We start from the raw sequence: 13,062 nt of genomic DNA, 5'->3' as shown, positions 1-13,062 counted from the left end.
TTTTTTTTAGTAACAAAATAATAACCCTCCTTCCAATCCCTCCTCCCCGCTAAATACCGTAAATTTCCAGTTTGGTAAACCCTCATAAAAACCCAACGTAATGAAAAGCCATCTGTCGTATCGCCTGCTATATATATTAGCAGCAGCACTTATCGTCGCATCCTGTCAGAAAGAGCAAGCCCCTACTCCTATCGCTAACAAGGAGAAAACTGTAGCAGCAGTTACCGCAGCTGCCACTACTACCTTAAGCGAGTCTTTCGAGTCCGGCACTAAAACCGCCTATACAGTTGGCAACGTTACGCTCAGCAGTGGTAGCTGGAGCCTCAACGACGCCCTCCTTGGCACACTGTCTACCGATGCGAAGAACGGTTCCCAGTCCGTTCGTATCCGCAACACCGGTACCCTCGATATGAACTTCGATGCTACCGGCGGGGCTACAACTATCTCCATTGCACACGCTGTATTTGGCTCTGATGGCAGCAGTACATGGCAACTCTGGATCTCTACCAACAGTGGCAGCTCCTACTCACAGGTAGGCAGCACTGTGACCAGTTCATCCACGACCCTGTCTACTGCAACCTTCACCGTGAGCGTTACAGGCAGCTACCGACTCTCTATCCGCAAAGTATCTGGCGGTACCAACAGGATCAACATCGATGATGTAGTTGTATCCACAGGTACTTCTACCGGCGGTGGCGGCACAGGTGGCACTACCGGCGATAACAGTCACCTGCTGTTAGGTAACCCAAGTGGTGCTGTAGCCAGCTCTGTGTACACTACCAATTACCTGTACGATGCTACTTACTACATCGAATCTTACAACAGTGTAAGAGGTACACCCAATTGGGTTAGCTGGCACCTGAACAGTTCTGACATTGGCAGCACTTCGCGTCAGGATGATTTCCGTGCTAATACTGCATTGCCTTCCGGCTGGTACCAGGTAGGTTCTACCAGCTATTCCGGCAGTGGTTTTGATCGCGGTCACAACTGTCCTTCAGGTGACAGAACTTCTTCTGTTGCTGCGAATTCTTCTACCTTCCTGATGACCAACATGATTCCACAGGCCCCGAATAATAATCAGGTTACCTGGGAAGGTTTTGAATCTTACATCAGAACCCTCGTGAGCGCAGGCAGTGAGTGCTACATCATCATGGGTAGCTATGGTACAGGCGGCACCGGTAGTAGCGGCTCTGCCTCTACGATCGATGGTGGCAATGTAACTGTACCAAGCAATGTATGGAAAGTAGTAGTGGTACTTTCTAATGGTAACAGTGACCTGAGTCGAATTTCCACCTCTACAAGGGTGATTGCGATCAATACGCCGAACAATAACTCTATTGGCAGTGACTGGAAGAGCTATCGTACCAGCGTAGACGCTATTGAATCTGCTACCGGATATGATCTGCTCTCAGCTGTATCTACCACTATACAGTCAACGATCGAAGCGCAGGTTGATAACCAGTAATTTTATTGATAAGAGAGGGAGGCACTGAGCAATTTATTAATTGAAAATGTCTCCGCCTGGTATCAAATTTTAAAAGGGGGTATCATCTATTTGATACCCTCTTTTTCTTTGAAAATGGTTTTCATCTTCGTTGGTGAATTCCATTTTTCATGAATGTTTTTCTGAAAATAGGTTTCATTCCCCGTTGGTGAATTCCCTCTTTCATGAATGTTTTTTCTGAAAATGATTTTCATTTCACGTTGGTGAATTCCCTCTTTCATGGATGTTTTATTCTGAAAATGGTTTTCATTTCACGTTGGTGAATTCCATTTTTCATGAATGTTTTATTCTGAAAATGATTTTCAGCCTTCAGAGCCTTGCAATAAGGCCATAGGCGGTTACAGGAAATGTAAATCCCGATTATACAAATTCAGTCTTCAGAGCTTTGCAATAAGGCCATAGGCGCTGCTACCAGCAGGTAGCAGCGTTTATTCCCCCGGTTTCCCTAATTTCGCACTCAAATGAGTGCTGTTTTTCTGATTACACCACCCTTCACACAGCTGAATACGCCTTATCCGGCCACAGCTTATCTGAAAGGTTTCTTAAATACAAAGGGGGTCTCCTCCTTTCAGGCTGACCTTGGCATAGAAGTCACCGTAGCCCTGTTTTCCAAACAAGGTCTGGAAAAGCTTTTTGCCCATATCAACCAGCTGGAAATCCCTCATTCAGAAAATATCAGCCGCATCATTGCCCTGCAGGACGACTATATCGCCACGATCGACGATGTGATCGCCTTTTTGCAAGGCAAGAACCCTACCCTCTCCCACCGCGTGTGCAAAAGGGATTTTCTCCCCGAAGCCAGCCGCTTTGCCCAACTCGAAGACCTTGACTGGGCATTTGGCTCCATGGGTAACCAGGACAAAGCCAAACACCTGGCCACCCTGTACCTGGAAGACCTCTCCGATCTCATCATGGAATGTGTGGATGAACACTTCGGTTTTAGCCGTTATGCCGAAAAACTGGGCCGATCGGCCAATAGCTTCGACGAGCTGTACACCGCACTCCAACAGGAATATACTTATATCGATCATATCCTGATCGACCTCCTTAGCAAACACATGGAAAGGGAACAACCACAACTGGTGGCTATTTCCGTTCCTTTCCCTGGCAATCTGTACACCAGCCTCCGCTGCGGACAGTGGGTCAAGAAGCACTACCCACAGGTAAAAGTAGCCATGGGTGGCGGTTTCGCCAATACAGAACTGCGTTCACTCAGCGATCCAAGGGTATTTGAATTCTACGACTTCGTCTCCCTGGACGATGGAGAAGCGCCGCTCGAACAACTCATTGCCCACATCAATGGTACGCCTACTGCTGACCTGAAGCGCACTTTTACCCTTGTAGACGACAAGGTCACCTATATCAACAATGCCAGTTGTAAGGATTATAAACAGTCACAGGTAGGTACGCCGGATTACAGCGACTTCCTGTTAGATCAATATATCTCTGCTATTGAAGTAGTGAACCCCATGCACCGCATGTGGAGCGATGGCCGCTGGAATAAGCTGACCATGGCCCATGGCTGCTATTGGGGCAAGTGTACCTTCTGCGATATCTCTCTCGATTACATTCGTTTATACGAACCTATCGCAGCTGCTCTGCTCTGTGACCGTATGGAAGAGATCATTGCGCAGACAGGGCAAAACGGTTTTCACTTTGTAGACGAAGCCGCACCTCCTGCCCTGATGCGCGCATTGGCACTGGAGATTATCAAAAGAAAACTGACTGTAAGCTGGTGGACGAATATCCGCTTTGAAAAAAGCTTTACCCGCGACCTTTGTCAATTATTGAAAGAGAGCGGTTTAATTGCGGTATCCGGTGGCCTGGAAGTAGCATCGGACAGATTGCTGGCGCTTATCCAGAAAGGTATTACCGTAGCACAGGTGGCGCAGGTGAATAAACACTTTACGGAGGCAGGTGTGATGGTACATGCTTATCTCATGTACGGCTTTCCTACTCAAACTGCACAGGAAACCATCGACTCACTGGAAATGGTGCGCCAGATGTTCCAGGCAGGCATCTTACAATCTGCTTTCTGGCATCAGTTCACCATGACAGCACATAGCCCCGTAGGTCTGGAACCGGAGAAATTCAGTGTTAAAAAAGAAAGCGATGCCATCGGCTCATTTGCCAATAATGATATCATTCACATTGATGAAACAGGTGCAGAACATGAAACCTTTAGCTTTGGTTTGAAGAAATCACTACTGAACTTTATGCACGGCATCTGTCTGACCGATCCACTGCAAAAGTGGTTTGAGTTCAAAGTGCCGAAGACAAAAGTAGCCCCTGACTATATTGTGAAAGCACTGGAAGATAACGAACTGGCCACTGCCAAACCTACTGCTAAAATAGTATGGCTGGGCAAAACGCCATCCGTAGAAACAATGACTAAATCCAAGAAAGGCGCCACCTGGGAAATAGCCCTCCTCACTTTCCAGCGCAAAAAGGATAAACATACCATCAGCGTAGACCCTGACAAAGGCCAATGGCTGGCAGGTATGCTGGAACAACTGTCGGTGCGGAACAGCAAGACCTATACACTGAAAGAAGTAATGGACCACTATACGGCTGCCGGACTGGAAGATTTTGAATTGTTCTGGGACAATAAGCCAATCAACACCTTATATAAATACGGTTTGCTGCAATTATAAAGCGGTTCCAAATATGCCTCATTTATTTTAAATTTGATATGTACTCAAAGTTTTGAATGAATGCTTGCGCCGTCCTATGAATTATCAGCCGTGTTTGCCTATGCCAGAAAGTTTTCTCTGGAACGGAATCTCTATTACATTGATAGTCAATTACTCCTTTTAGGCATCCTCGAAACCTGCACGACCGATATCGCCATCGATACCCCCGATCGCGAGAAAATGATCTTTTGGCTCAAAACCCTTTCATGGGAAAAAGCCGGGGAGCAACCTCACAAGGATACCCTGCCCCTCACTGCCGAAGCCGAAAGAATGCTGGAAAATGCCGTCTTTTATCAGAAACGATTGGGAGACAAACATTTAAATCCGCAACACATCATTCTCTCCATCTTAACGATAGAAAACCGCTGTCAATATAAACTGCAATCCTTAGGTATTGTGTATGCCTCGTACATAGACATCCTGAAGGCAGACAGGAATATCCATGGGGACATACCGCTGCATACACCCAGCATCAGGCTACCATTTACCGCCAGGTATTACCCTTTCCTCCACTGGTTGTACAGCGCTAAAAAGAAGAAACACATCATCGAAAAATACTTCAGGGAAGCGCAGTCCTGCCTGCAATACAATGAAGGCAAAAAGTGCCGTACCCTTTGTCAGCACATTCTGCATATAGACCCGAACCATGTGAATACACTCTGGCTCACAGGTGTGTCTTACAGGGCGGAGCGCAATTTTGTGCAGGCACTCCCTTACTATGAAAAGGTATTGGAAAAACACAATGCACATACCGGTGTCATTGCCGAAGTAGCACACTGTTACAGTGAAATGGGGAACCATCATCGCGCACTGCAATTATACAACTACGCCCTTTCCCTCAATCCGGGATCTTCTGAACTGCTGAACAGTATTGGTTTTACCTGCATTCATATGCAGCTGTTTGTAGAAGCGATCGCTTATTTCGATCAGGCCATTGCCTATGATGAAACCTGCGCTTTTGCTTATAACAATAAGGGCTATGTACTCATGCGACTCGGTCACCCGGTACAGGCAGAAGAACTAATGTACAGATCTTTACAGTACAACAAAGGTAACGCGTACGCCTACAGGAACCTGGGTATCCTGTACACAAAACAAAAGAATACAGCTGCTGCCAGAGACATGCTCCTCACAGCAAAACGCTATTATTTCAACCGTAAATATGGGAATGAAGTAGATGAATTACTCCGCAAATTACCCGCGTACGAAACTGTATAACCACTGTATACCCCTGTCATAAAAGGATACCTTCATGAGGTACTTCCTGTAAATGAAAATGCCTACAGTAGCCGTCGTAATCCCCGCCAGTACATCCACAACATAGTGGTGACTGAGATAGACTGCGGCAAACCAGATGCCTACCGTTACGGTGGCAAATACAACCTGGAAGAAACGGTTTACATGATGCCTGGAATAATACAGCACGATGAGTGGATAGGCAGAATGCAGGGAAGGCATGGCAGCAAATACATTGGAGCCTTTGCTATAAATAGAATGAAAAATATTCGATTGAAAGTAAGCGTCAAAGCGCGCTAACCCTGCAGTATTGCCCGGTGTATTCGCGATAAACTCAAATCCATGCAACTGTACATACCATGGTGGCGCCGCAGGAAAGGTATAATATATCACAAATCCCAACAGGTTTACAAAGAAGAAAGTAGCTGCAAAATGCAGTAACGCCAGTCTGTCGGTAAAAAACAAATACAAGGCAAACAGTAGTGGCACGGGCACCCAGCACAGGTAAAAGATCCCTGTCATTACATCGATCCACGACCGGGAATGTGCCAGCCAGTACTCATTAGGGGTCAGTATTTGCCCGCCATCATGAATACCGAATAAGTGTTTCTCAAACTCATATATATCCGCTATATGCACCTTGAAGAACATGTAGTTCGGTGCGGCTTTCATATAGTCGAATAAGATCCAGTAAACTAAAAAAATGGAAAATCCTATAATGAACCTACGTGTACCCCAGGAGGCGTAATAACAGCCATTAAAAATGGCAATCAGCCACACCTGGTCGGTTTTGAAGCCAACCAGGAGGGCAGAAAGTAACAGGTAGGCTATACTTGCAAGTGTAGTAAATATGATTTCTTTTCGTCCAAATCGTGTCTTACTGTTAGTCTCCACTTTCCTTATAGCTGTTCTTCTTTTTGAGGAAAATTTGATCCGAACACCCTATCCCATAATGCTGAACTTACGCCATATCCTCTATCTGCATTCTGATAATGGTGTTTCATATGGTGCTTTTTCAGTCTCTTCCAGAAAGCGTTCCTGAAATTCAGGTGATGTAATGCGTAATGGGAAATATCATAAAACAGGTACCCCGTCATAAAACCGGCAAAGAAACCATACAGGTAATTGACAGGTATGAGTGCCCTGAACAGGAAAAAGAATCCTATTGCCAGCGGAACGCTCACTGAGGGTGGCAGTACCAGTCGCAGTGCATCATTTGGATAATCGTGATGCACACCATGAAATATAAAATGCAGCCTTAGTCCCCATTTGGATTTAGGCACAAAGTGAAATACAAATCTGTGTAGTACGTATTCAGTCAAAGTCCAGACAAACAGCCCTCCCAATGCTGACAGCAGGAACGCCGGCACACCAGCATCTGTATGAGTCAGCCCATAATAACATACATAACTGATCACAGGGATATACAGGATCAGCGGTACACTGAAATGCACCTTGGATAATGCCTCCATAAGCCCATTCTTAAACATGGGTACCGACTCCGTTGAATTGGAAACATATTGCTTTTTCATCACTCTAAATCTATTATATGTGGTGTTTTTACTGACTTAAGGTTTGATCTGTTCCTTTACTTCCTTACCAGTCACCATGTCTTTCCCTTTCAGCTCAATGTAAAGTACATTCGGATGCCAGAAGGTACCACCATCGATCTCTATATAAATGCGGTCCAGCACAGCCAGTGAATTTCCGATCTTTGCATACACATGGTAATCGGGTTGGCCGGTAGGCTTCATCAGGTACAGGTCTTTTTTTGCATAAGCTACGGAATGTAATTCATATTTCCCCTGTCCCAGGTCCTTTACTTTGATTCCGTAGGCAAATTTACGTTGTATATAGTTCAGTGGCTTCTTTTCTCCTCCATCTGCATAACGGATCCAGTATACATTTACCGGCTCATCTGCATCCAGCTTACCATCAACTATATTCAGGTCGTATACGATCGTATTAGTGTTGGGGGTACGTTGAATATAAAACAACTGCCCTGGTTCATTGGGCGTTGGAAAGTTAGGCTCAGTAAATGCCATTGCCGGCAGTAGCAGGGCTGCTACCAACAGAACTTTTACAGTAGTTGCCGCACCTCTGATCACCCTGGTTACCTGGTCCTGTTTGTCCAGTGCTATCTTCGCATCGCGCATTCTGCCGATGGCAGTAATGTTCGTCATCACCGCCATGATAAACAGCGGGAATGTAAAGATAGAAATGGTTTCAAAAATATGGAAAGGGATACCTGGTACAAACAGTTTGTAATCGCCACCGATAAAGTGGGCTGTGATACCGCAGGCGATCGCTGACAAAGAGATCACTACGATACGTTCCGGACGCTGCATCAGGCCACCTTTACACTCAATGCCCAGGCCCTCTGCCCTTGCACGGGTATAGCTCACCATCATAGAACCGATCATGGCTACAAATGCTGCCAGTGAACTCAGGAAATAATGATGTCCTACCAGGTAATAACAGATACCCAGGAACAGCACCATTTCACTATACCTGTCCAGCACCGAATCGAAGAATGCACCAAAGCGGGAACCCATATTGCCCAATCTGGCCACCTGTCCATCCAGCATATCAAACAGACCTGCGAAGAGGGTCAGCGCACCCGCCCAACCTACATACGACAGGTCTCCCCTGTTTCCTTCTTCCACGCCGGTCACAAAGATGATCACCACCCCTATGTTCAGCAGAAACCCTACAAGGGTCACGATATTAGGCGTAAAGCCTATCTTTATCAACCCTTTTACGATAGGATTGATAACCAGATAAATCAATTGTTGTAACTGGTCTCTCAATGACTTTTTCATACTCAGACTTTTTAACCTCGCTGTTAAAAATCGAACCGTACACGTGTTCTGATACCCCAGTTTGCTACTCCAGGATTGTTCAGGTAAGTGAACCTTCTTACCAGGTCTACACGGAACAGTTTAAAAATGTTAGAAATGCCCACACTTCCTTCTATATAAGGCTCTTTGCCTAATGTATATGTAAAGGATGAACCGTCAGTATATTTTGAAAACTGAATCAGATCAGGATTGTTGGAAGGATTATTTTCAGAACGCAGACCGCCATACAAAATCTTTCCAGCGAGCACTTCACGCCATTTCAATTTCTTGAACAGCGGAATTTTGTTAAAGATAAAACCATTAAAGTTATGGTCGATGTTTAATCCTATATAGTGATCACTCACAAACTCCAGGAAGTTCATGAGGTTATAACTCTCCAGCTGGTAAGCATACGTCTGGTTCGCTCTGTGGATAGACAGTAATGGATAAGGCAGGTGATTACCAAAGATATTACCACCTTCCAGTACCACTTCGCTGAAGCCCAGCTGACCCAGGTAACACATCTTGTAAATGTTCAGCGTTACGTTCTGGTAATTGTATGCGCTGTTGGCAATTCCTTTCACACCTGCGATACCTCTCAGGGTGAAAATAGGGTACTTGTTTGGCAGCGGAATACGGAAGCTCTTACCCTGGTAGAACTTTTCATTTGGCGCCCAGCGCAGTTCTGTGCTAAACTCGGCCGTAGTCAGGTCAGTAACAGGTGTATTCGGTTCGCTTCCTTTATAGTATGCCAGACTACCGGCTGGTGATTGTATCCAATGTTTGAATCCTACCTGATAACTGAAGTGGTTAGTAAACTCCTGCAGGAAGGTCAGATTGAAGATCTTGTTATACAGCCACTTGTCGTTGTTACCACGTTTGAATGACAGCAGGAAGTTATCTTCCTGTACAAACTGTAATTCCTGACCGGGGATCTTTGTTTCGTGCTGATAATTAGCTTTCAGTGCTACAACCGGCCAGTCGTAAATTGACTTATGGTTAAAGGCGTATGCACCACCCACGTAATACTTCCACTTCTCATCTTTTAGGCCATAAGCGGCATAAGATTCGAAGTACAGGCTTTTGCTCAGCTTCGGAGTGGTTCTGCCACCCAGGCGGGGGCGGAAACCTTCAACCGGGTTGAAGCTATAGAAAGTATTGACCGGACCTATTTCGAAATAAGGACCTGCCTGCTTGTAACCTGCCAGCAACAGAGTGAGGATGTCAGCTGTACGCTTGAAAGATTTCATGTGTTGCAGACTGTCGATATTGGAATACACTTTAGATTCCGCAGTAGACAGGGAATCGTGCCTGTTCTGTACCCAAAAGTCATCTCCGTGCTGCACTGTTTTCTCATCTTCTACTACAGCAGCACCGTTGTAGAATTCTGATGGTTTCGGCTGGTTGATGGCCATATCCCTGATAGATACAGTACGCTCACCGTAGATACCACTGCTCCCTTTGAAGATACCGAAGTCGGCCATCAGCGTTTGTTTGCTGGTATAATAGCGGCCATCGGAGGTCTTCTGGAAATCAAAGTACAGGTGAAAATCTCTCACCCAGTTCAGGTTGATCTCTTTATTCGCAGTCATATCCGCTTTTTGCACGGCATAGTTACCATCTAAAGTAATAAACAGTTCCCCTTCCAGCAATAAGTCAGTCTTGTTACGGGGGTAGAACTCCAGTTTAATCAGCTTGGTGCTGTCTGGTGCTACGATGGTATCAGCGATATAGAATTTATAAAAAGTAGGTGCAGAGTTGGCAATCGGACTCAGGAACTGGTTCGTGAACAGCATCAGCTGGTTATCGTAGATATCTACGTCCTGGTAAATGTGGTTCAGGTATTGGCTCAGGCCCCTGTTATCGATAAAGTTTTCGAAGCTCACTTTCTTATCGCCCGTCACAATCGTCTTCTTTTTCTCCGGATCACGGCGATAGTATACATCGGCCAGTTTTTCTTCCAGGTAGATAGGCAGAATAGATTTGCCTGCGAACTTGGTGGTATCCTGGTTCTCAAAAATGAATTTATACTTACGGGTCAGACGACCGTTGCTAATCTTTTCAGAGAGGTTACTCAGTGCGAATTCCAGTTTTTCGTACTGGTTGTATTGAGCATAGTCAAAATGCGTCATTCGGTTTTTGTCCCTGTTCTCGATCACGAGGCGGATCAGCTCCACAGCTGGGTTATCCTTGTTGCGATAACGCTCTTTTTTCTTTTTAACTACAAACTCATTCAGATTCTTGGCTGTACTTTCCAGCTGAATATTAATGGTTTGAACAATACCGGGTGTGATTTTCCGGGTTACGCTCTTATAACCCATGAAAGCAAAGCGGATACTATCTCTCGTAATAGAGACATCCAGCTGATACTTTCCATCTGCACTGGTACCAGTACCGATGGAAGTGCCCGGAACAAAAACGTTTACAAAAGGCAGCGGAGCCCCCGTGCGACTATCAGTAATAAGTCCTTTCACGGTGGTGGTCGTTTGTGCGAATACCGAACTAAAGCCAGAGACGAGCAATAAAAGAATTCCGGATACTATATTTTTAAATCCATTCATTAACCAAAATCATTTAAAAACAAACCGCTTTTGCATTCCATAGTTATACCCGACGGCGGTAATAACCGATGCCATAACCACAGCCACGCGCTGATCGATAGCGGTATAATTGGTCAATACCCAAAAGCAGGTAGTATTGACTATCAGGTTTCCGAACCAGACAATGATATATTTAATGGCTTGCCAGTTCCATGTATCGTTTCCCTTTTGATATACCCATGTCCTGTTGATCAGGAAGTTGGTAATACCTCCACAGGTGACTCCTGTCACATTGGCAGCTACACCATATCCTTCCCACATATGCAATAGTAAAAAGGATATCGAAAATTGTACTCCGGTCGCTATCATCGCCGAAGTTTGTGCTTTAATAAATTGCATATGGTCTACAATTGTGCAAAACGCGTACCCAAACCTTCTAAATCAGATGTATTGCCAGTTGCAACAAAATATTGGAATAGATGCCAGCTACAATATCGTCCATCATAACCCCTAGTCCTCCCGGAAGAGCCTCTGTGCGCCTGATATATAAAGGTTTTACTATATCAAAAAAACGGAATAATACCAATCCGGCCAACATATATGCCGGAGTGACAGGCACGAACAGGACGGTTACGAACATGCCGGCGACTTCGTCTATTACCACTTTTTTGTCGTCTTTGCCCCAATATGGTTCTACTTCCGTACCAGACCAGATTCCTAATAAGGTGATGGCTACTGTAAACAGCACCGTCCAAACGTTGTTAGGATGGCCACCAGCCAAAACCAGGTACCAGACCAGAGCGGCGACTGCAGCTGCAACCGTTCCTCCGCCCTTGCCAATGTATCCAATGCCAAGGCTGGTGGCGATTAATTTGTGTATTCTTATCATTCAGTATCAAAAATTCCTTCGTAATAGTCCAGTCCCAGATGCGTGATCAGATCTTCACCCATCAGGTAGCGCAAGGTATTTTGCAGCTTGATAAGCTGTTTGAAAATATCATGTTCAGGACGTAAGCCAGGGGCAGTCTGAGGAGATTTCAGGTAGAATGAAAGCCATTCCTGTATGCCGCTCATGCCTGCACGCTTAGCAAAGTCAATAAATAATGCGAGGTCCAGTACAATCGGTGCAGCCAGGATTGAATCACGGCACAGGAAGTTTACTTTAATCTGCATTTTATACCCTAACCAGCCGAAGATGTCGATGTTATCCCAGCTTTCCTTATTATCCTTGCGCGGCGGATAATAGTTAATACGGATTTTGTGATAAAGGTCACCGTAAAGATCAGGATATTCTTCCGGACTTAAAATATCTTCTAAAACGCCAAGCTTGGAAACTTCCTTGGTTTTGAAGTTGTCAGGATCGTCTAACACCCATCCATCGCGGTTTCCGAGGATGTTGGTGCTGAACCAGCCTTCCATACCCAGGGCTCTCGCCTGCAGCCCCGGCGCCAGAATTGTCTTCATCAGGGTCTGACCGGTCTTGAAATCTTTACCTGCAATCGGCGTCTTGGTCTGGTGGGCCAGCTCTACCAATGCCGGAATATCGCAGGTCAGGTTAGGTGCACCGTTGGCAAAAGGTACGCCCAGCTTCAGTGCCGCATAAGCGTAAATCATGCTGGGAGCAATTCTTGCATCGTTGTCTTTCAATCCCTGTTCAAATGCTGCCAGCGAATTGTGCACGTCTGCTGCCTGATGGTAAATTTCAGTAGAACCACACCATACCATTACGACACGATCACAGTTATTTTTCTGCTGGAAGGTTTTAATGTCTTCCATAACCATCTCTGCCAGGTCATAACGCGTCTTGAAATCCTTTACATGTGTGCCATCCAGATTTTTAACAAAGTTTTTGTCAAAAGCTGCCTTCATCGGAACGATGGCTTCCAGTTCGGGTTTAATTGCTTCAATCTGAAACCTGTCTAATACTTCAGCTTTTACCGCTGCTGTATACACGTTATCTTCATAAACATCCCAGCCGCCGAAGACGATATCTTCCAGCTTAGCTAAGGGAACAAAATCTTTAATCAATGGATTGTTATTGTCTGTTCTTTTACCCAGACGGATGTGTCCCATTTGTGTTACCGATCCAATTGGCTTGGAAAAGCCTTTGTTAACAGCTAACACTCCAGCGATGAAAGTGGTTGCTACTGCGCCAAGGCCTGGCATCAGTACTCCCAGCTTTCCGTTTGCGTCTTTAATTTGATGTTTCATTTTCTTTTTGCCTCTTTGTTTTTCAATTAGTGAACGTT

Annotated in this window: 11 protein-coding genes; 3 read left to right on the top strand and 8 right to left on the bottom strand. The window is 45.3% G+C overall.

The features are described 5' to 3' along the window. The first annotated feature begins 100 nt into the window (after positions 1 to 100). Positions 101 to 1,465, top strand: a complete 1,365-nt coding sequence (locus tag QQL36_RS16000; RefSeq protein WP_321570251.1) for a DNA/RNA non-specific endonuclease — start codon at positions 101 to 103, stop codon at positions 1,463 to 1,465. An 86-nt stretch (positions 1,466 to 1,551) separates the two neighbouring features. Here the strand turns inward: QQL36_RS16000 and QQL36_RS15995 are convergent, their stop codons facing one another. After that, entirely contained in the window at positions 1,552 to 1,725 is a 174-nt protein-coding gene (locus QQL36_RS15995; RefSeq protein WP_321570250.1) for a hypothetical protein, read from the bottom strand. 240 nt (positions 1,726 to 1,965) lie between these two features. Here QQL36_RS15995 and QQL36_RS15990 point away from each other — a divergent pair, with 240 nt between their 5' ends. Then, the gene (locus QQL36_RS15990; RefSeq protein ID WP_321570249.1) at positions 1,966 to 4,158 is read left to right on the top strand and encodes a B12-binding domain-containing radical SAM protein; all 2,193 of its coding nucleotides are present in this window, start codon (positions 1,966 to 1,968) and stop codon (positions 4,156 to 4,158) included. Between the two features lie 60 nt (positions 4,159 to 4,218). Beyond that, complete coding sequence (locus QQL36_RS15985) at positions 4,219 to 5,415, top strand: tetratricopeptide repeat protein (protein WP_321570248.1); 1,197 nt, start codon at positions 4,219 to 4,221, stop codon at positions 5,413 to 5,415. On the opposite strand, the gene QQL36_RS15980 is transcribed toward QQL36_RS15985, so the two are convergent. Genes QQL36_RS15980 through QQL36_RS15950 form a run of 7 tightly spaced genes read right to left on the bottom strand, consistent with a single transcriptional unit; the run spans position 5,392 to position 13,024 of the window. Then, positions 5,392 to 6,327: a phosphatase PAP2 family protein gene (locus QQL36_RS15980; protein WP_321570247.1), complete on the bottom strand. Its 936-nt coding sequence runs from the start codon at positions 6,325 to 6,327 to the stop codon at positions 5,392 to 5,394. The two genes, QQL36_RS15985 and QQL36_RS15980, sit on opposite strands and share 24 nt — an antisense overlap. Positions 6,328 to 6,332: 5 nt before the next feature. Next, entirely contained in the window at positions 6,333 to 6,965 is a 633-nt protein-coding gene (locus QQL36_RS15975) for a sterol desaturase family protein (protein WP_083722736.1), read from the bottom strand. Positions 6,966 to 7,001: 36 nt separating this feature from the next. Then, on the bottom strand, positions 7,002 to 8,255 hold the full coding sequence (locus QQL36_RS15970) for a DUF4833 domain-containing protein (RefSeq protein ID WP_083722737.1): 1,254 nt from the start codon (positions 8,253 to 8,255) through the stop codon (positions 7,002 to 7,004). 23 nt (positions 8,256 to 8,278) lie between these two features. After that, positions 8,279 to 10,834: a DUF5686 and carboxypeptidase-like regulatory domain-containing protein gene (locus tag QQL36_RS15965; RefSeq protein WP_083722738.1), complete on the bottom strand. Its 2,556-nt coding sequence runs from the start codon at positions 10,832 to 10,834 to the stop codon at positions 8,279 to 8,281. A 9-nt stretch (positions 10,835 to 10,843) separates the two neighbouring features. Continuing rightward, positions 10,844 to 11,212 carry a GtrA family protein gene (locus QQL36_RS15960; protein ID WP_083722739.1) on the bottom strand — a complete coding sequence of 123 codons (369 nt, stop codon included), beginning with the start codon at positions 11,210 to 11,212 and terminating at the stop codon, positions 10,844 to 10,846. Between the two features lie 37 nt (positions 11,213 to 11,249). Continuing rightward, positions 11,250 to 11,702: a phosphatidylglycerophosphatase A gene (locus QQL36_RS15955; protein WP_083722740.1), complete on the bottom strand. Its 453-nt coding sequence runs from the start codon at positions 11,700 to 11,702 to the stop codon at positions 11,250 to 11,252. Next, positions 11,699 to 13,024, bottom strand: a complete 1,326-nt coding sequence (locus QQL36_RS15950; RefSeq protein WP_083722741.1) for an inositol-3-phosphate synthase — start codon at positions 13,022 to 13,024, stop codon at positions 11,699 to 11,701. The genes QQL36_RS15955 and QQL36_RS15950 overlap by 4 nt, the downstream gene beginning before the upstream one ends. Positions 13,025 to 13,062 lie beyond the last annotated feature (38 nt).

Source organism: Chitinophaga sp. LS1 (assembly GCF_034274695.1).
Lineage (GTDB): Bacteria > Bacteroidota > Bacteroidia > Chitinophagales > Chitinophagaceae > Chitinophaga.
This window is presented reverse-complemented; position numbering and strand designations above follow the sequence as displayed.